Source organism: Lacrimispora sp. 210928-DFI.3.58, assembly GCF_020554865.1.
In the GTDB taxonomy this organism is placed as follows: Bacteria; Bacillota; Clostridia; order Lachnospirales; family Lachnospiraceae; genus Enterocloster.
In genome coordinates, this window is the sequence record NZ_JAJCIC010000002.1 from 98,032 (window position 1) to 116,734 (window position 18,703).

15 protein-coding genes are annotated in these 18,703 nt (G+C 51.2%); 2 read left to right on the forward strand and 13 right to left on the reverse strand.

Features of this window, described 5'->3' with window-relative positions:
• Positions 1 to 31 precede the first annotated feature (31 nt).
• The 4 genes from LIZ87_RS01765 to LIZ87_RS01780 all read right to left on the reverse strand — a co-directional run bounded on the left by LIZ87_RS01765 (position 32) and on the right by LIZ87_RS01780 (position 3,422).
• On the reverse strand, positions 32 to 1,096 hold the full coding sequence (locus LIZ87_RS01765) for a TRAP transporter substrate-binding protein (RefSeq protein ID WP_178315908.1): 1,065 nt from the start codon (positions 1,094 to 1,096) through the stop codon (positions 32 to 34).
• A 56-nt stretch (positions 1,097 to 1,152) separates the two neighbouring features.
• On the reverse strand, positions 1,153 to 1,509 hold the full coding sequence (locus LIZ87_RS01770; protein WP_178315907.1) for a cupin domain-containing protein: 357 nt from the start codon (positions 1,507 to 1,509) through the stop codon (positions 1,153 to 1,155).
• 3 nt (positions 1,510 to 1,512) lie between these two features.
• Positions 1,513 to 2,325 carry an SDR family NAD(P)-dependent oxidoreductase gene (locus LIZ87_RS01775; protein ID WP_178315906.1) on the reverse strand — a complete coding sequence of 271 codons (813 nt, stop codon included), beginning with the start codon at positions 2,323 to 2,325 and terminating at the stop codon, positions 1,513 to 1,515.
• Positions 2,326 to 2,636: 311 nt separating this feature from the next.
• Positions 2,637 to 3,422, reverse strand: a complete 786-nt coding sequence (locus tag LIZ87_RS01780) for a nuclear transport factor 2 family protein (protein WP_178317263.1) — start codon at positions 3,420 to 3,422, stop codon at positions 2,637 to 2,639.
• A gap of 155 nt (positions 3,423 to 3,577) precedes the next feature.
• Between LIZ87_RS01780 and LIZ87_RS01785 the strand changes: the two genes are divergently transcribed.
• Positions 3,578 to 4,477, forward strand: a complete 900-nt coding sequence (locus LIZ87_RS01785; RefSeq protein WP_227145021.1) for a LysR family transcriptional regulator — start codon at positions 3,578 to 3,580, stop codon at positions 4,475 to 4,477.
• Positions 4,478 to 4,627: 150 nt separating this feature from the next.
• Here LIZ87_RS01785 and LIZ87_RS01790 read toward each other — a convergent pair whose 3' ends face one another.
• From LIZ87_RS01790 to LIZ87_RS01820, 7 genes are all read right to left on the reverse strand, one after another.
• Positions 4,628 to 6,898 (reverse strand): glycoside hydrolase family 2 protein, encoded by a 2,271-nt coding sequence (locus tag LIZ87_RS01790; protein ID WP_227145023.1) that lies wholly within the window; start codon positions 6,896 to 6,898, stop codon positions 4,628 to 4,630.
• An 11-nt stretch (positions 6,899 to 6,909) separates the two neighbouring features.
• Complete coding sequence (locus tag LIZ87_RS01795; RefSeq protein ID WP_227145025.1) at positions 6,910 to 7,737, reverse strand: carbohydrate ABC transporter permease; 828 nt, start codon at positions 7,735 to 7,737, stop codon at positions 6,910 to 6,912.
• Positions 7,734 to 8,630 carry a carbohydrate ABC transporter permease gene (locus LIZ87_RS01800; protein ID WP_227145027.1) on the reverse strand — a complete coding sequence of 299 codons (897 nt, stop codon included), beginning with the start codon at positions 8,628 to 8,630 and terminating at the stop codon, positions 7,734 to 7,736. The genes LIZ87_RS01795 and LIZ87_RS01800 overlap by 4 nt, the downstream gene beginning before the upstream one ends.
• Positions 8,631 to 8,640: 10 nt before the next feature.
• On the reverse strand, positions 8,641 to 10,038 hold the full coding sequence (locus LIZ87_RS01805; protein WP_227145029.1) for an ABC transporter substrate-binding protein: 1,398 nt from the start codon (positions 10,036 to 10,038) through the stop codon (positions 8,641 to 8,643).
• Between the two features lie 111 nt (positions 10,039 to 10,149).
• Positions 10,150 to 11,700, reverse strand: a complete 1,551-nt coding sequence (locus LIZ87_RS01810) for a response regulator transcription factor (RefSeq protein ID WP_227145031.1) — start codon at positions 11,698 to 11,700, stop codon at positions 10,150 to 10,152.
• Complete coding sequence (locus tag LIZ87_RS01815; RefSeq protein ID WP_227145033.1) at positions 11,672 to 13,516, reverse strand: sensor histidine kinase; 1,845 nt, start codon at positions 13,514 to 13,516, stop codon at positions 11,672 to 11,674. The genes LIZ87_RS01810 and LIZ87_RS01815 overlap by 29 nt, the downstream gene beginning before the upstream one ends.
• A 118-nt stretch (positions 13,517 to 13,634) precedes the next feature.
• Positions 13,635 to 15,359, reverse strand: a complete 1,725-nt coding sequence (locus tag LIZ87_RS01820) for a DUF5722 domain-containing protein (RefSeq protein WP_227145035.1) — start codon at positions 15,357 to 15,359, stop codon at positions 13,635 to 13,637.
• Positions 15,360 to 15,558: 199 nt separating this feature from the next.
• Between LIZ87_RS01820 and LIZ87_RS01825 the strand changes: the two genes are divergently transcribed.
• On the forward strand, positions 15,559 to 16,605 hold the full coding sequence (locus LIZ87_RS01825; protein WP_227145037.1) for an acyltransferase family protein: 1,047 nt from the start codon (positions 15,559 to 15,561) through the stop codon (positions 16,603 to 16,605).
• 89 nt (positions 16,606 to 16,694) lie between these two features.
• Here LIZ87_RS01825 and LIZ87_RS01830 read toward each other — a convergent pair whose 3' ends face one another.
• The gene (locus LIZ87_RS01830; RefSeq protein ID WP_178315294.1) at positions 16,695 to 17,549 is read right to left on the reverse strand and encodes a MurR/RpiR family transcriptional regulator; all 855 of its coding nucleotides are present in this window, start codon (positions 17,547 to 17,549) and stop codon (positions 16,695 to 16,697) included.
• Positions 17,550 to 17,636: 87 nt separating this feature from the next.
• Positions 17,637 to 18,503, reverse strand: a complete 867-nt coding sequence (locus tag LIZ87_RS01835; protein WP_442912178.1) for a YitT family protein — start codon at positions 18,501 to 18,503, stop codon at positions 17,637 to 17,639.
• Between the last annotated feature and the right edge of the window lie 200 nt (positions 18,504 to 18,703).

Consider the following 18,703-nt stretch of genomic DNA (forward strand, 5'->3'; position numbering starts at 1 on the left):
CCTGGGGCTTATCCGGGATCCAGGCGGTGTGTTACTGCTCAAAATAACTCATCACATCGTCATAGGAGGAAGCCCATTCTCCCTTAGAAAATTTTTCTTCATAAACAGGGCGCATCTTTTCAAACAGGCCTGAAAAATCAATGCTGTCGTCATAGGTCATGCCGCCGTCTGTCAATGCCTTCCTGCTGTTCTCTGCATCCTCTGCGCACACCTTTGTTACATTGCCCATAACCTCGTCTGCTGTATCCATGATGATCCCCGCAATATCCTCCGGCATACTGTCAAGCCATGCCTGGCTGGCATAAATGAAATAGGGCTCTGTGACATGGTTGGTAGGATAGAGATAGTTTGTAACCTCCGCATACTTATCGCTTACACCCTGGTTGTAGGGGCCCTCACAGGAATTTACCACGCCTGTGGAAAGTGCGGAGTATACGTCCGCGCCGCCCATGATCTGTGTGGAGGCTCCGATGGTGCTCCATGCTGTGATATAGGTAGACAGGTCTGGCATACGGATAACAAGCTTGCTGATATCCTCCGGGCTGGTCAGCTGCTCTGCGGAATACAGGACGCGGCTTCCGCGCACGGATTTACCTAATACTGCGATATTGCTCTCAAGAAGCTTTGCTTCCATGTCCTTAAACAGCTGACCGTCCATAATGGCCTCAAGATGGCCCGCATTGCGGATCAGGAAGGGAGCAAACAAAAAGCCGTACTCTGTGGCAAAGTAGTCGGTAATAGAGCCATCCAGGATCAGCTCGATCTCATTGTTGGAAAGAGCGGTAAACATATCCTTCTGAGCTCCCAGTACATTGCTGTAGAATGGGTTTACGGTTACTCTTCCATCGGTGCGCTCGTTTACCAGCTTTGCAAACTCACGTATCTGGTCTGACACGATATTGGTCTCAGATGCAGGCGTGCTCAGAGAGATCTCCCAGGTCTGGCCGTCGTCCGCCTTATCAGCCTCCTCCACCGCCTCTGTCTGGGGAGCATTTGCCTCCGCCTTTGTATCTGCTGTCTTGGAACCGGAATTTCCACATCCGGTCAATGCCAACGCCATTACCAGTGCTGCTGCCATTAAGCTTCTTTTCTTCATTTTTCCTTCTCCTTTTTCTTTTCTTTTTCTCAAACAGCCTTTTTGCTGTCTTTCTCTTATTCATACAGGATCAGGCAGATATACTGCAAGGGTCCGTTCCCGGTATTTTTTAGCCCGTGCTTTTGTCCGGGCTCCACCTGGGTCATGCACCCCGGCCCCACCTCTATGATCCTGCCATCATCGTAATACTCCCCGCTGCCCTTCAGGTAATAGTAGATCTCCCGCTCTCCCACATGGGCATGAGGCCCTACCCAGGCTCCCACAGGAAGGCTTGCATGGGCGAATATCCTCCCGGCTCCGTTCAGCTCCCCGGCCCCGTTGAGAATGTGGGTCAGCTCAAGCACTCCCTCCCCCAGTCCTGCCGCCTTAAAGTCTGCCTCTGTATGTAAAAGCTCCGATGCCTGTCTTATCATAGCCTACATCTCCACCGGAGGCTTAATCACGGAAATATCGCCGTTCTGGCAGCCTCCGTCACAACCGATATTCTGACCCGTCACATAGCTGCTGGCCTCGCTTAAAAGGAATACCATGGTTCCGCATAAAAGCTCCGGACTGCAGATGCGTCCCTGGGGGATCGTGGAGCAGATGCGGGGCAGATAACCGGGATCGCTCTCTACCTGATGGCGATTGATATCCGTTACCACCATGACCGGGGATACGGAGTTGACGTTGATCCCCATGCGTGCCCACTCTGCTGCCAGAGTGAAGGTCAGGCCGTTGATCGCTGCCTTGCTGGGGGTATAGGCAGTGTAGCCGGGCTTTCCGTGGGTCGCCGCCAGGGAGCTGATATTGATGATGCGCCCCGCCTTGTTCTTTGCCATATATTTTCCTGCAATTTTACAGCAGATCACTGTCCCCTTCACATTCACATCCATAACGGCTGACCAGCGGTCCATGGGCATCTGGCTTAAGGGAGCCACATGGGAAATACCTGCGCAGTTGATCAGCCCGTACACCGAGCCAAAATCCTCATAGATCTTCTGGAATGCGGTGCCGGTACTGGCCTCGTCCGTGATATCCGCTGCATAGCCTCTGACCTCTGCCCCGTTTTTCTCTGCCAGCTTCTTTGCTGTCTCATCCAGCTTCTCCTGGTCCATATCCAGGAGGGCGATCCTCGCGTGGCGGGCAGCAAGCCCCTGGGCCAGTCCCATGCCGATTCCGCCGCAGCCTCCGGTGACTACCACCACTCTGTCCTCAATGCTGAATATGTCCTCTTTTCGATCGTTCATTGAATACCTTCCTTTCCTCCCCATAGGCTCCTTACAAAGCCGCCTTCCGTATTTTGCAGTCATCACAGCCTTAAGCGGGCGGTGGAACCAGCACTCTTTCCATCTGCTCTGTCTGGCAGCCTGTCTCCGGGAAGTTCGATATATGCCTTAAATATATGTTATATATAACTTATATATAAGATTATAATAACAGTATTTCTATTTGTAAATGTACATTTGTTACGATTCTTCTCAAATCAAATTGTGCACCTTTTACAATTACTATTGTTTTCCGCTAACGATTCTGTCATTCCAAGCATTTACTTCCCTGATCATAAGGGTTTCCTTTCGAACTTCCCGTTCCGGTTCTGCCAGGTGGATTCCTCCGCGATGGTCTCCATTACATCCCAGTGCTCGGCGATCTTTCCGTTCTCCACGCGGAACAGGTCATAATAGCTGGTATGCGCCCCGCCGAAGGTTCCTTCGCTGACTGCCAGGCCGTAATTGCCGTCTGCCAATACCATGTAGGTCTTATTGTAGATCATCTCAATGCCCTGTCCTGCAAGAGCATCAAGCGCAGCACCTAAGCCCGAAAGTCCGTCTGCAATGCCGGTGTTGTGCTGGATATAGGTATCTCCGTCAAAGTAGCTTGTCAGCTTATCGGGATCCTCGCCCCGGAGCACATCGCCCACAAAGCCGGAAACCACCTTACGGGTAGCCTCGCTGTCTACAAGCTTCTTCTCCAGCGTACCATCGGTCTGGGTATGGCCGGAGGGATTCGGCTCAGCCTTTGCTGCCAGATTATCCCAGTGCTCGGCGATCCTTCCATCAGCGTCAAATCGGAAGATGTCAAAGGCCACCTGCTCTCCTGCCCCTGCAAAATTATAGACTGTCTGCAGGAACACCTTATCGCCGTCCTCAAAAGCGCGGATATTCCGGACGGTAGTCTTCACAGGCGCACAAGCCAGATATGCAACAGAGCCAACAAAGGCCTCCCTTCCTGTACCGTAGGCCAGATTGTGCTGGATATAGCCCTCTGCCAGCAGATTGCCTGCAGCCTCTGTATCTCCGGTTGCGAATGTGTTGATGAGTGCGATTGCTTTGTCCTTATTTGTCATGATGGTTTCCTCCTTGGATATTGTATTGTTACTATTTGCTTTTCTCTTGCTGTGATTACAATATATCGCAGATCCTTCCCTGAAAAAACGACCGAAAAATTGTATTCTCCACAACTTGAAGTTGTGGTAAAATAAAGACAGTTAGGAGGTATTTTATGGAATTTAAGCACATCGAATACTTTGTTGAAACCTGCCGCCACAGATCCATGTCAAAGGCAGCAAAGGCTCTGTATATTTCTCAGCAGGCCCTCAGCCGCTGCATTGCCAATATGGAATATGAGCTTGGCTGCACCTTGTTCCACCGGACAGTGAAGGGGATCTCGCTGACAGAGGACGGAACCTATTTTTACCGCATCTTTTCCCCTCAGGTGGCACAATTTCAGACGTCCCTGGCAGAGGCCATTGCACATTTTGAGAACCGTCCTGTCAGCCTGCCCTTCTGCTGCGCCCCGCTGATCTTCCGCTGCCTGGACCCGGAGCTTTTGTTTGATTTTCAGGAGCAGTATCCTCATATCACCCTGGAGCTTTTAGAGCTGTCTGATACGGATTGCGATGCCTACGTGGAGGCGGACACCTCCCATTTCGGGCTTCTGGCGATCCCTGAAAACCGCCACGGGGAGCGCCTTCCCTATACGCCGGTCAAAACCTTCCCTCTCTATCTTTTTGTCCACAAAGATAACCCCTTGGCTTCCCAGCAGGAGGTCAATTTTTCCCAGCTAAAAGACGAAAGCTTTCTCATGCTTGATAAGAAATCCTATTACCGCAAGCTGGTCCGGCACTATGCCCGCAAATACCACTTCACTCCAAAAACCGCCTTTGAGTCCTCCGATGCCAACCAATTGATCAGCCTGGTAAATAAGGGACGCGGCATTGCACTGAGCCTGGAACCCATGCTGGATAACACGGTCTATGAAAATGTGGTCATGGTCCCTTTTGACGATGCCACGATCACATGGTGTATTGCCTTTATCTACCAGGATTATGAGAAGCTCAGCACGGTAGCGAAGAAATTTATGTCCTTTCTCATCGAGCAGGTGAATACTGCAAAAAAATAGGCCTGCCGAGGCAGCAGACCTATTTTTACATCTCTATTCAATTTTCCGGTTCTCCACACTGCCTTCAGCGGGCAGGACCGCCCACACTGCCTTCCGGATATGTTCACTCCCTCATCGGAGTATCCGGGTCATGGCATGGCACCTGGCAATTCATCCCACGTCCATCCCGGATTTTTCAAGCCGGATCTCTATTGCCTTTTCCTCCACTCCCGTATTCAAAAGCCGCACCAGCACCTTCGCCGGCTCACTGCTTCCTGAAAATGCTCCCGGCCTTGTCTTTATCCAGAAGGCCCCGTAGCCTCCGGACACCGGAAGGATATCCGGGCCAATGACCTCGATATTCCCCTCTGTCTTGATCTGAAGAACTCCCTTAAAATACACCAGAGTCGTCCCTGCCTCGTCTCTCATACGGCAGACAATGCGGGTGGCATCCACATAATCGCCGTACAGCGACTGATCATCTGCCGTGACCTCCAGATCCGCCAGGCAGGAATCCCGCAGAAACCGCTTCACTGCAACAGGCTTTCCCTTGTAATAGCCGGTGATCTTTCCGTCCTGCCACAGATCCTGCCATACACCGATCTCCTCCTCGATCTCAATAGGAGGATGGGCCAGGCCAATGTAGCGGCTGTCGGGATAGTACCTCACGGGTGCCTTTCCGTACATCTCCACCTCGATGTAATCACAGTTTGTCAGCACCATAAAGGGCGATACCAGGCGGTTTCCCTTGTTGTCTCCGCGGGAAAACTCGGTAGTAGGCTCCATGACGATCTCCTCATCCGGATCCTTCTGACTGCGGAACACGTAGGCTGCGTATTTTGGAATACGGAACATATCCATGACACCGTGGTAGCAGATCTTGTCTCCGGAGCCATAATCCCCATGGGTATTGTAGTCAAAGGCGCACCAGCCGATGATCCCTGCCATCTCCTTTGACAGGCAGGACTGGTTTAACACCCTGGCATAGGCCCTGGCATGGGTGGTGCGCTTGTCTGCGCTGTCCCAGGCCTTTGTGGGGAAGGCGGTGCCAGAAAACTCTGTGATCATAAAGGGCACCGGCTCTAAAAGCCCTGTTGCCTCACTGCGCCCACGGAACAGCTTCGTGGCATCTAAGTCACAGTCCGAGTAGGTAAAGTCATTGAGGGCATACACGTCCTCCAACAGATGGCTGTTGCTGATATATCGCACTCCCGTGGTAGGTCTGGAAGCATCCAGCCCGTGGGCAAGGGCATTGGCCTTCTCATAAAGCTCATCGTCATCCAGGGATTCGTTGATGCGGATGCTCCAGATGAATACGGCAGGATGATTGTACTGCGTCAATATCATGGACTCCACATCCTCAAGCATCACCTGCTTAAAGCCGTCGCCGCCGATAAAGCCCCAGCCCGGTATCTCAGAAAAGACAAGAAGACCCACCTCGTCGCACTTATCCAGAAAATATTCCGACTGCATGTAGTGGGAGGTGCGCACCGTGTTGACGTTCAGAAACTCCTTTAAAAGCTCTGCATCCTTTTCCTGTGCCCGCTTTCCCATGGCATAGCCCATATACGGGAAGGACTGGTGCCTGTTAAGGCCCATGATCTTTATCTGATTTCCATTAATGAAAAGGCCCTCCGGTCGGAAATCCACTGTGCGGAAGCCCGTCCTTACCCGGTGGACATCCACTGTGCCGTTTTCCTTCTCCAGGCGTACCTCCACGGTATAAAGATACGGCTCTTTGGGGTTCCACAGCTTAAGCTCCCCTACAGGCTCCGGCAGGGTCACGCAGCTTCCCTTTCCTGAGCCCACCTGTACCTTCTGCTCATAGGAGTGGACCAGCTTTCCCTCCACATCCAGCAGGGAAATTTGAACAGTCCCCTCATAGGCCTGTCCTCTGTTGTCCGTCAAAAGCTCCGGCCTTAAGGTTACCTTACCGTCCTTCAGATCATAGCGCGCCAGCACCTGACTGATAAAGCTTTCACCGCACCGGTACAGCCACACATCCCTGTAAATACCTCCGTAGGTCATATAGTCAATGGCATAGCCAAAGGGCGGTATGTCCTCCCGCTCCCTGCTGTCCACCTTCAGGACAACGCGGTTTTTCCCTGCCTGGCACTGATCTGTGATATCAAACATGCTGCGGGAATAGCCGCCCTTGTGCTCTCCTACCAGCCTTCCGTTCACATACAGCTCAAAGCAGGCCATCACGCCGTCAAATACCAGGATCAGACGCTCCTTCGGTTCTTCGGAAAGCGTAAGCTCCTTTGCATAGGTGCTTATCATAGCCGTCTCATTGTGGCTGAAATAGCTTAAAGGCAGCTCCTTTACTGTGTGGGGAAGGTTCACTCTCACTGCCTTCCCTTCATCGTCCTCTGTCTTATAGTTCTCCTCAAAATGATCATAAAAATTCCAGTTCAGATTCCATAATACAGGATGTTCCATGCTCTCACCTCTTATTCTTTTACTGCGCCCGCAGCAATGCCCTCAATAATGTGTTTCTGGAAAAAAATGTAAAGTATCACCGTAGGCAGGGCCACCACAATGATCCCCGCTGCCAGAAGAGGCCAGGAGTTCTGCTGGGCCCCCGCATAGCGCATAAGGAAGGTAGTCAGCGTCTTGTTCTGGTTCTTCGGCATGTAAAGATAGGGGATGTACATATCATTTACAATGGATACCGTCTTAATGATCACCAGCGTCGCTGTGGCAGGTGTCAGAAGAGGGAAGATGATCTGTCCGAAGATGCGGAAATACCCGCAGCCGTCCAACATTGCGCTCTCATCCAAAGATACCGGGATCCCACCGATAAACTGCCTGTAGATATACAGCTGCATCAGATTGGCCGCAATATAAATGATAATGGGCGCCCCGATGGTATTGTAAAGCCCCAGGCCGCGGATCACCTGGAATCTGGCGATCTCCACGATATTGGTGGGGACCATCATTGCCAGGTAAAACAGGACATAGATGATCTTCTTAAAGCGGAACTCAAAACGCTCCAGACAGTAGGCCGTAAGGGACCCTAGCATCACATTGAATACAATGCTGACAACCACGATCTTCACCGTGTTCACCACTGCCCGCACCAGGTATTTTTCCTGAAATACCTTTCTGTAGTTGTTAAGCGTCATCTGAGAGGGTGAGAGCCATAAGGGAGACTGGTTATCCAGGCTTCCGGGCATTTTAAGGGAGCTCACCACTGTCACCAGAAGGGGCAGAAATACGGCAAGTATCAGGACAAGGGAAACTGCATATTTTCCCGCAAGAACTGCTTTTTTCTTCATGCATTTCCCTCCTTTCTCCTCACCCTTCCTGTGATAAAGCGCTGCACAAGCTGCACTGCCACGATCATGGCGATCATGACCACTGCCATGGAGGAGGCCATGCCGAAGTTGTTGTATTTGAAGGCAGTGTCAATGGTGTAAATGGAAAATGTGTTGGAGGCTCCGCTTGGTCCCCCGGCTGTCATGATATAAGGGATATCAAACATCTGAAGGCTTCCGTTGATCACGTCAAAGAGCATGAAATCAATGACCGTGCGGATGGCCGGGACCTGGATATAGCGCAGCCTCTGCCAAACACCCGCTCCGTCCACGATGGCAGCCTCCAGCATATCCTTCGGCACAGAAGCCAGCCCTGCCATAAACAGGACGATGTGGAAGCCCATATACCTCCATATGGACACGGAGGCCAGTACATAATTCAAGATCTTCGGGTCTGAAAGCCAGCTCCTTATAAGGCCCTCCATTCCCAGCTTTGTCAGGATATAGTTAAATCCGCCCTCCACCGGTGAAAAGAAATAGGAGAAGGAATAGGATATGCCGACTCCGTTGATGATAAAGGGAAGAAAGATCACTGCCTTTACAAAGGAGGAGCCCTTGAATCTGCTGGAAAGGAGCACTGCCAGCGCAAGCTCTATGGGCATCATGATCCCATGAATGATCAGATAGGTCAGGTTATTGCGGAAGGCCTGCCAAAATTCCGGTGATTGAAAAAAGAGCTGCCGGTAGTTCTCACTTCCGATAAAGGTACGAACCGAGGCAACTCCATCCCAATCCTGGAAGCTCATATGGATGAGCTCCCAGAACGGATACACCACAAAAATACATAATAAGATAACCGGAATTATGAGAGACAGGCTTAGAAAATACAGTCTTTTTTTACTCAGCCTGTTCATACTCTCCTCCTTACTGCAGACCCAGCTTTGCCCTTGCTGCTGTCCAGGCGGCATTCAGCTCCTCGCAGCGCTTGTCAAAATCAAAGCCTTCTGTCAGCATCTCCACGCCCAGCTGCTTGCAGTCAAACTTTGTCTCGGAGACCATGTTGATAAAGTCGCTCTCGCCTGCACCATAGGTAACGAAATTCACCTCCGGCTGCCGCTTGGACGCTGTCTGGAGCACTGGATCCAACCCCTTTGCAAAGGGGACCATGGTGCTGTCGCTGCTGATGGAGTCAATGTAATCAGGATACCACTTATCGCTGAAATAGAATTCCAGGAAGGCCTTGGCAACCTCCGGATGCTCGGAATGCTGCGTCACGCTTAAGAAGCAGTCACCCTGGGCCACAAGGTTGAACTCGCTGCCTGCATCATCCCGGAAGGGAAGATAGAAGGTCTCCATACCTGTGGTGTCATAGCCGTCTGCCTTGTAGGCTGTCAGGAACATGGGGCTGTTTAAGCACATAGCGCCCTTCTTCTTTGCAAACAGTGCGCGGCTCTGGTCATAGGTAACACCCAGCGGATCCTTGCCCAGCACGCCCTTTTCAAAGAGGCCAAATATCTTCTTGTAAACAGTGTTGATGGCTGTGCCCTCTGCAAAAGGAGCATCCTCCTTTGTCATGGCATCCCAGTAGTAGCCATTTCCGCTCTCAGCAGCAGGTCCGTATTCCATCAGAGGATAAGTGGGCCATGCGTCCTTTGCGCCCATGCAGATCGCTCCGAAATCAGGATCCTGCGGTCCGAAGCAGGCCTGGAGCTTCTCGCTGGCCTCCACAAATTCTCCCCATGTCTCCGGCACCTCTACGCCGGCCTCCTCAAACATATCGGTCCAGTAAAATACATAGTCATTGGCCTTTCGGTCGGGAACGCCTAACACCTTCCCGTCTACCTGGTACTGGGAAGCCAGCTGGTTGTTCTTGTTGGCCTCTGTGTCTGTCAGATCCACCAGGTACTCCTTATACTGGTTCATGCTGTCAGACTTGTGGAACATCAGGTCAGGGAGCTCTCCTGCGGAGGAGCGGATCTTCATGGAGTTAAAATACTCCGGTTCTGCGTTAAACTCCTCAATGTCGATCTCCACATTGGGATAAAGCTCCTGGAACCTGCCCTCCAGGTCCAGCTCCTCAAAGGTCTTAGCTGCCGCCACATCCCAGGTTGCCAGGGTCAATGTACAGGAAATGTTTCTGTCCTCCACGGAAGCCCCTGCCTCATCCCCGGCCTCTGCCCCGCTGCCTGCTGCCTCTGATCCGTCCTTGCCTGCAGCTGCCTGCCGGGCTGTCTCTTTCTCTGCAGGGCTGCTGCCGGAACAGCCTGTCACTGCCATCGCTGCAGCCAGCCCAATGATACCCAAAACCTGTCTTTTTTTCATTGTCTTCCTCCTTTGAAAACCGTTATCAGTTATATTTAGTTTAACAAATTCGTCCAGACAAAAAAATGAACTATGGTACGATTCACTGCACATTGGTTTGGTAATTCAGGCTTAGGACTGATACTTTTTCCGGAATACAGAAGGGCTCATCCCTGTTTCCGCGGAAAATACTCTCACAAAATATTCCACGCTGTTGTATCCCACTGCCTCACTGATCTCCCGAAGCTTTCTGTGGGAGCCCCGCAGAAGCAGCTTTGCATGGTGGATACGAAGGTTTTTCAGGTAGGAGGAAAAGGAGGTTCCTACCTTTTTGTTAAACAGGGTGCTGAAATATTTCTCGCTGAAGCCTGCCTTGGAAGCCACCTCATAGAGAGTCAGATCCTGCTTATAGTAGTGGTCATTGATATAATCCAGGGCAACCTGGATCTCATCAGGAAAGTGGAATTGGTAATGGGACTGGAGATAACGCTTCATGTCATTTAAAAAATTCACTGTCCAGATGCATACCTCCTTGCTGGAAGCGATACCGGATATCTCCTGAAACAGGTCAGTGGTATAAATGTAATCCGAATCCTCCAGCTGGTGGACCAGCGCTGCCGCTATGTGGTACGCCAGATACAGCGCCTGCCTCTTTGCCTCCTCTTCGTCTGCCCGCTGCATGACAGCCAGAAGCCTGGACTTTTCCTCTTCATAACCCATCCCGTCCCCTGACTTCAGGGCCTGGATCAGTTTCTTATACTCCCCCTCCTTTGCCCAGGCATCCTCCAGCGGAAAGTGGATGTATTCCTCCTCTGAAAAGAGGCTCCGGGATTTCATCACATATTTCATGGTAAGGTTCATATTGGCCTCTCCCAGACGCATTTCAAATTCCTCTGCACCGTGAGCCAGACGGCTCACCGCCCCTGTCATGTCCACATTCATATAATTCTTCCATGACCGCAGCAGGCGGGTACAAAGCCGCAGAACCGCGAGAAAGCCCTCTTCCCCCTCCTTCTCCTCATAAACCATTACAAGGCCCGTATCATTTGCAGGCACCAAAAGGCCATGCCTTGCGATCTGCGGAAGCTGGTCCGCCAGATTCAAAAGACCAGGGAAAAAGGTCTTCTGAAAGTCACTTCCAAAGCTCTTTACAATGCGCTGATACTCCTGTATGGAAAAGAAGGCCACATAATATGTTTCTGGAAGCCCTGCCTCTGACGGTTCGATCTGTCCGCGAAGGAGGCCTGCCAAAAGCTGCTTTTTATCCTCCTCCTTCAACCGTTCCCCGTCACCGGCCCTTCCGCACTCCCTCAGGCGGTCCTTCATGGCCTTTAAGTGCTTCTTAAGCAGCTCCTCGCTGATCTCCCGCTTCAGGCAGTAATCATAAATACCCATTTTAAAAGCCTGACGCACATAGGGGAAATCATTGTAGGCGCTTAAGACAAGGATCTCCGGCTGGAGCCTGCGCTCCTTTACATGACTGATCAGTGCAAGTCCGTCCACTACAGGCATCTGTATGTCCGTGATCAGTATGTCTATCCTGCATTTGTCCATCCACTCCAGTGCCTCCCTGCCGTTGGCCGCACAGGCCACCAGGTTCAGCTCCTGCCCCTCCCAGTCAATCATAGAATGGAGCATCATCCTCACAATGGATTCATCGTCCACGATCAGTACATTGTACATCGTCCTTATTCCCTGTCCTTTCTCCCTTTTCCGTCCGCGTCTCTGTGCTGCCGCCCGCATTATCCTCCGGCCTTATGACCGGCAGGATCAGCCGCACTGCCGTAAAGCTTCCGGGCTCTGACTGGATATCCACCCCGTATTGCGGACCAAAATTCAGCTTAATGCGCCTGTCTGTATTGCTGACTCCGATGGTCCTCCGTCCTTTCGGCTTTCCAGGCTCTGTGAGGATCCTGGCGATCTGTTCCCTATCCATGCCCTTTCCGTTGTCTCTGACCTCCAACACCAGCCTGTCCTCCTCTATTCTTCCATTGATCACGATAAGGCCCAGCTTCTCCTCCAGCCCGTCAAAGCCATGAGTAATGCTGTTCTCCACAATGGGCTGCAGGATCAGCTTCGGCACCTTGCACATAAGGGCTTCTTCACTGATATGGATATCCACTTCAAAGCTGTCCATATAGCGGAACTGCATGATATAGATATAGCTGTCCAGCACCGATTTCTCGTCTGACAGCCGGTAAAAGCCGCCGTCCCGGTTAAGGATCGCTGCCAGGATATTTTCCAGCGCATCCACCATATCCCTCATGCCGTCAAAGTGAGCGGAGATCGCCATGAATTTCAGCGTGTTTAAGGTATTCATGAGAAAATGGGGGTTCATCTGGGACTGGAGGGCGTGGAGCTCTTCCTGATACTTTTCTTTCTCCGCGTGCTCCTTTTCCAGTATCAGCTGCCTGATCTGGCCTACCATGCTGTTAAAAATGGAGATCATACTGGCAATGTCCTCCTGCCTGCACATATCCACCCGCACGTCCAGATTATGGCGTTCTACCTCCTTCATTCCCTCCGTAAGGCCTCCCAGAGGCACCAGAAGGCGGTCCATATACCATCTGAAATATACAATGAACAGCAGGACCACGCCAAAGATCACGATCAGGCTCACAAGAGAAAACAGGCCGAACTGCCCCAGCATTTCCCACTGGTCCACCAGGCTTACCACATATCTGCCGGACTTCGGGATCTCTCTGGCAATATAACGGATACCGCCCCAGGATACCTGGATCTCCTCTGCTTTGCTCTCCCTCAGCTTTTCCATCACCTGCTCCGGCACGATCTGTCCATTAAACTCTCCCGGCAGGGAGACGCCGTACTGATTTACCACATATATCTGCCCGATACCGCCGCTCCTGTTATATTTTTTCAGGGTATCCGGTATCTTGGAGAGCTTATAGAGGGCAACACACTCGATCTCAGGCATATCCTCCGGCACAAAGGCTGCCACCAGCATAGCCTCCTGGGAGGAACGTATCCGGTAGAAATAATCCTTGTCCTCCAACGTGCAGTATACCTGCCCCGGCTGCTTAAGAGCTGCCTGATACCAGGCTTTCTCCCTCAATTCCTCCTGGGAGTAGCGCATCTGCCAGCGGGGGATGACGGCCGTCTTGTCCTTCCGGTAGATCTGGATATCAAGGAGGCTGTATTCCGGGGCGGCCAGAAGATGGAACATGGTATCAAGCTGCTTTAAGGCCTCCTTTTCCTGCTCCCCGCCGTTCTGCTTTGCCGCTTCCCTTATGGTGGTTCCCCCGTTCATGTTTACCACATGGGACAGCGCAATGGAGGTGCTGCGTATTTCGTCCTCGTAAAGCGCAAGCACCGAATTTTGGGCCACTGCCACGGAGTCCATGGCGGCGCTGTAGATATACCGGCTTGCCACAACAAAGGCGATCCCCAGCACGATCATGACAGGAAATACGATCATCCAGATATAGCTGGTGACCACATCCCTCACCAGGCTGCTTTTAAATACCTTTTTCATTCCCATAGAAAAGAGCTGTTCCAGACGGAACAGCTCACCCTCCTCTTATGCTTCCGCCCATCCATCCCGGCGGCGTTTACTTTTCCAGACCCTTTTATAATATTATTGCATTTTCAGGAGAAAGTCAATTTTCCAGACTTCTCCACTTAAAGTTTGGCACCACGTCGGACCATTTCTTGATCCCAATGATCTCCTTTGCAAACTCCGAGGCCTCCAATGTGGCATTCTTTTTGTCAATATCCCGGAATACCTGCCATATCTTCTTTCTCTTCGTGGCAACGATCAGGTTGGGCTGGTTCATGTCGCACTCCCAGAGGCCAAAGCTTAAGCCCGTATTCACCTCGGCCGGAGCGTCCACCTGGCGGCTCACGGTGTAGGCGTCAATGTAGGGATTGCTGTCCACGATATAGTAGGAATACGCATAGGCTGCTGCCTGGATCTCCGGCACGCTGCCTCTTGTAGCGCTTGTGGAGGTAAAGCCCTGCTCTGTCAGGATGATGTGCCGCACATGGCCGGAGGGCGCCCGGAAGGCCTCCTGGCAGAAGTAATCTGTCAGCACATTCAGGTTGGCAAAATTGATGACCGGCGAGTTCACATCGTCTGTCACAAGCCCAGTGGCCCTGTCATCCCAGAACTCCGGCTCAGAGAGAGGATGGGGATAGGGATGATATGCCAGGCCCCAGTCCATCTGCCCCTCCACATTGGCAATGGAGTTAAAGGTATCCACAATATCCTTGCCCTTGTAGTTCAGGCCATTGTCCTGGTTCTCATAGGGAAGCCCCCACCAATAAGCCAGGGAGAAATACACCCTGTCATTGGCACTGGTGCTCTTGATCGCCGTATAGAAAATGCGGAAGGCCTTCTGATAGGCTCTCACATAGCTTGCCACATCCGTCACACCCATATAGTTCCACACCTGGCAGTTGATCTCATTTCCAATGATCCAGTTGGACACCTTTCCGTAGGAGGAATTTTCCCCGCTGTAATGCTCTGCCAGGAAGGAGGCAATGGCCCTGGTCTGCTCAAATCCAGCCTCTGTGGCCCCGTTGAACATGTAGTAATAGGCCGTGGACTCCTTCTGCGTTCCCGGATAAATGAGGTCCGGCGTATTGGGATTCCAGTCGTTGAGAATGATGGCTGTCACCGTCATCCCCTTGTTTGACAGGGCGCTGATGGTCTTGTCATAGGCATCCATCACCGCCTTGTTAAAATGATAGATTTTTCCGTCATACTCATACTCAATGCCGGTTCCCATGATCTGGGAAAACGCAATGTTGGTAGTCACATGCTTTACCCCCAGGTCGAAGGCATCGCTCAACATGTCGATCTCGATGTTGAGGCCCTTCTTTGTCAGAGGATCCTTAAACTCCGCTGTGTTTTTTGCCACCGCCTCCGGATTGGTGATATAGCGCGGCTCGCTGATCTCCCGGAAATGTGTGCCGTCATATGCAGCCAGCACGAACCGGCTGTAAAGGCGGTCCCGGGAGGTTCCTCTATTGAGCGCTGCCGTGATGGTTCCTCCGCCTCCGGCAGCTGCCTGACCAATATAATCCTTTCTGCTGCCGATCTCCTCCTCATAGGGCTTTAACTCAAACACATAGACCTTCCCGTCCGTACCTGTTCCATCGCCGCTGCTTGAAAAGCTGACCGCGATATTATTTTTATCCGCTGTGATCACACAGGAGGAGATCCATCCCTGAAGATTGATGGCAGGGGCTGCCTCCTGTTCTTCTGCTGCCTGGGCTCGTGCATCGGCTGACGCATCCGCCAATGCCGTTCCTGGGCCCGCCAGTGCCATACCACAGGCCAGCACAGCAGCCAGTATCCACATTTTTCCTGTTTTAACCATTTTCAATCACGTTCCTTTCTGTCAAACACTATAACTGCCTATACACGATACATCTTACAAAAACAGGACTTAGGATTCAATAACGTTTTTATTACATGTCTCTTAAAATATATGTACGGAATAAAATGGGAATTCTTGATTTTATGAAAGGGTTCTGATAGAGTAGAATGAGATTTACATGAGAGGGAGCTTCTATTTTATGAAGAATAAACGGATATTTGCATTCGATTTTATACGTGTCCTTGCCATGATCATGATCGTGGTGTTTCATTACAATGCATACTGCATTGATTTTTCAGTACAGTCAGAGCCTGTTTTGTTTATCCAATATGCCAATGGGACAATGGGCCATATCGGCGTCTCCCTGTTTTTTATCCTTTCAGGGGCCTCCCTCATGTACTCCTATGGCAGAAAGCTGGAGCTTAAAACCTATTTCAAAAAACGCTTTCTGTCCATTTATCCCTTGTATTGGATCACCTATGCTGCTTTTTTCACCCATTTTTATATTATCAACCGCTTCCCCATGCAGATTTCCAGGAAGACTCTCCTGCTCACCCTTTTTGGAATGGATGGATACCTGTATTACAAGATCCCGAATTATTACCTTGTGGGGGAATGGTTTGTGGGCTGCATCGTCATCCTCTATCTGCTGTTCCCGCTGCTGCGCCGGTGTGTGCTGAAGGCTCCTGTGGCCACTGCTGTTGTCACGGCAGTGCTTTACATACCTTATCTGGCCTTCTATCCCTTGCAGATGGAGGAACAGCGGTTCTTCCTGTCGCGGATCCCGGAGCTTTTGTTTGGAATGTATATGGTGGCCTATGGGTACAGGGCCTGCGGGGCACTGGCGGGCAGCCCCCGCCCTATCAGCTGGAAAGCCGGCCTTCCAGCCTTGGCAGCCTTCCTGTACATCCTTTTCGTTCCGGTACAACTGCCCCAGCTTTATCTCATCATGTGGACAGGCGCATCCGGCTTTGTGGCCCTGGCGTGGATCTCCCAGTTTCTGGAATTTCCATGGCTCACCAAACCCTTTCAGACCGTCTCCGCCTGCTCCTTTGCCATTTTCCTGGTGCACCATGTGCTCATGTCGCGGTTCATCGTGCCTGTGAGCGGAATGAACCTGGACTTCTGGCAGAACCATATACTGTTTTTCAAATATTTTATCTTTACCTGTGTCACAGGCTTTCTTTTCTATTTCCTGTCACAGATAGGCGTAAAGCTGCTGTCGCCTCTGTTAGACCGCCTCTGATCCGTTGTGCTGCCATGTCCATTTTCAAACGAATGGCGCAGATGAAAATTCAGGCAAGTCATTCGTTGAAGCATAAACGTTTCAGTACACTAGCAGAGCTTCTCCATAACGGACGCCGAGGTCCTCTCATTGTTTACACAGCAGGTCTCGAAATACCGCCTGTAGTATTCCGTATACAGCAGGTCGATCAAAAACAGCTGGCTGATCTCTGCTGAGGAGGAGCCCGCCTGCAGGGGGCTCTCATTGGCTCCGCATAAAAGCACCAGGTCCGCGTAGGCAGTCAGCGGTGATTTCACAAAGCGGGTCACACAGATAATATCCGCCCCTGCTGCCTTTGCCAGCTGAGCCACGTGAATGGTATCCTTTGTTGCCCCTGAGTAGGAAAATATCACCGCAGCTTCCCCCTTGGTCATGGTGGAGGCCATCATGGCCTGCATATGGGAATCGCTTACACAGTACACCTTTGGCTCGATCTTCAGGAACTTGTCTGCCGCCTTCATGGCTGTGGACATACTGGTTCCCACGCCGTAAAAGCAGATCCTCTTTGCCCTGTAAAAGCACTCGATGACCCTGCTGAAATTTTCTTCTTTTAACAGGGAATGTGTCTCCTTCAGGGCATTGATGTTGGAATTTAGTACCTTCTGGGCCACCAGTCCAAAGTCATCCTCCAGGCCAATATTTCCCTCCATCTGTCCAAATCCCTGTTTTCCTTCGTGCATACTGAGGGAGAGCATCATTTTAAATTCCTGATAACCCTTACAGTTCATCGTCTTGCAGAAACGGAAAACGCTGGTATCTCCCACGCCGCAGATCTCGGCAAGCTCTGTGATGGACTTGAACAGTACCTCTTTTGGACTCGCCAAAATGTAATCTGCTACCTTCTTTTCCGCCTTTGTAAATTGGTTATATTCCCCACGGATCTTTACTAAAAAATCCTCTGCCATTCGGTCCTTCCTCCTGTCATAGGATGAATTTCTCGCATCATCCCCACCTAATTATAGAGAAAAAAAATGCATTCCGCAAGTCTTCTTCTACCGGTACACCTTCTTCAATGTGAATCCTCTTCCTCTCACCTCATTGATCTGATTGATCACCATAAAGGCCTCCGGGTCCTCATCCAGCACCAGGCCGTTAAGCCTTGGCAGGTCTCTTTTGGATATGACTGCCAGGATCATCTCCTGCTCCCTGTGAAGATAACCAGTCTCCATATGGAGAAGAGAGGTCCCGCAGTCCAGCCTTTCCCCGATAAGCCTGTTGATCTCCTCATACCTTGTGGTAACGATCTTGACCTGTATCTTGGCATTTCCCGCCACAAGCACCTTATCCAGTACCATTGTATATACAATGATCAGGAGAATGCCGTACAGAATCGCATGGGAATCAGCCGCCAGCAGCTGAAGGGCCAGCACAATGCAGTCCATCAGGTAGATCGTCATGGAGACATTGATATTCCACTTCTTTTTCAGGATCAATGCCGGGATATCCATCCCGCCGGTGGAGGCCCCTGCCCTCATCACCACGCCAATGCCCGTTCCGATCAAAAGGCCGGCATACAGCACAGCCACCAGCCGTTCCTCCATTACAAAGCCCGCCGTGCCTGTTCCCTCCAAAAGCCCCAGCATAAGGGGATATATGACCGTACTTAGCACAGTGGTCACTGCAAACTGTTTTCCCAATATCCAGGCTCCCAGCAGGAACATCGTGATGTTAAACGCACTTACAAACACACTGATAGGGAGGCCTGTCATACGATTGATAAAAAGAGCAAGTCCTGTGGTGCCTCCTGTGATCAGTCCGTTAGGTACAATAAAAAGCACCACCGCTGCCGCATACATCAGATTTCCCACTATGATCTCCGTGAGCTGCACTGCCATCTTTCCCGCTGCTTTCTTATCCATCATTGCTTTTTCTTCCTTTCTTGCTTTATCAGAATAAAACGGGCAACAAAAAAACGGCAGAATCATCTGCCGTTCTGTTCTCTGTGATATTGTCTGCCGCCATGCTGCCGGTGAACCTTCTTTTCCCCCGGCTCAAACAGCCAATGGCTCCCGCTTCCAAAGCTTCTGCTTCCAATCATAGTAAATGCCTGCTATTCTGT

What these genes read in the sequence shown, in the direction of transcription:
- LIZ87_RS01765 (WP_178315908.1), bottom strand. Translation starts at nt 1,096, where the DNA reads ATGAAGAAAAGAAGCTTAATGGCAGCAGCACTGGTAATGGCGTTGGCA.
- LIZ87_RS01770 (WP_178315907.1), bottom strand. Translation starts at nt 1,509, where the DNA reads ATGATAAGACAGGCATCGGAGCTTTTACATACAGAGGCAGACTTTAAG.
- LIZ87_RS01775 (WP_178315906.1), bottom strand. Translation starts at nt 2,325, where the DNA reads ATGAACGATCGAAAAGAGGACATATTCAGCATTGAGGACAGAGTGGTG.
- LIZ87_RS01780 (WP_178317263.1), bottom strand. Translation starts at nt 3,422, where the DNA reads ATGACAAATAAGGACAAAGCAATCGCACTCATCAACACATTCGCAACC.
- LIZ87_RS01785 (WP_227145021.1), top strand. Translation starts at nt 3,578, where the DNA reads ATGGAATTTAAGCACATCGAATACTTTGTTGAAACCTGCCGCCACAGA.
- LIZ87_RS01790 (WP_227145023.1), bottom strand. Translation starts at nt 6,898, where the DNA reads ATGGAACATCCTGTATTATGGAATCTGAACTGGAATTTTTATGATCAT.
- LIZ87_RS01795 (WP_227145025.1), bottom strand. Translation starts at nt 7,737, where the DNA reads ATGAAGAAAAAAGCAGTTCTTGCGGGAAAATATGCAGTTTCCCTTGTC.
- LIZ87_RS01800 (WP_227145027.1), bottom strand. Translation starts at nt 8,630, where the DNA reads ATGAACAGGCTGAGTAAAAAAAGACTGTATTTTCTAAGCCTGTCTCTC.
- LIZ87_RS01805 (WP_227145029.1), bottom strand. Translation starts at nt 10,038, where the DNA reads ATGAAAAAAAGACAGGTTTTGGGTATCATTGGGCTGGCTGCAGCGATG.
- LIZ87_RS01810 (WP_227145031.1), bottom strand. Translation starts at nt 11,700, where the DNA reads ATGTACAATGTACTGATCGTGGACGATGAATCCATTGTGAGGATGATG.
- LIZ87_RS01815 (WP_227145033.1), bottom strand. Translation starts at nt 13,516, where the DNA reads ATGGGAATGAAAAAGGTATTTAAAAGCAGCCTGGTGAGGGATGTGGTC.
- LIZ87_RS01820 (WP_227145035.1), bottom strand. Translation starts at nt 15,359, where the DNA reads ATGGTTAAAACAGGAAAAATGTGGATACTGGCTGCTGTGCTGGCCTGT.
- LIZ87_RS01825 (WP_227145037.1), top strand. Translation starts at nt 15,559, where the DNA reads ATGAAGAATAAACGGATATTTGCATTCGATTTTATACGTGTCCTTGCC.
- LIZ87_RS01830 (WP_178315294.1), bottom strand. Translation starts at nt 17,549, where the DNA reads ATGGCAGAGGATTTTTTAGTAAAGATCCGTGGGGAATATAACCAATTT.
- LIZ87_RS01835 (WP_442912178.1), bottom strand. Translation starts at nt 18,503, where the DNA reads ATGGATAAGAAAGCAGCGGGAAAGATGGCAGTGCAGCTCACGGAGATC.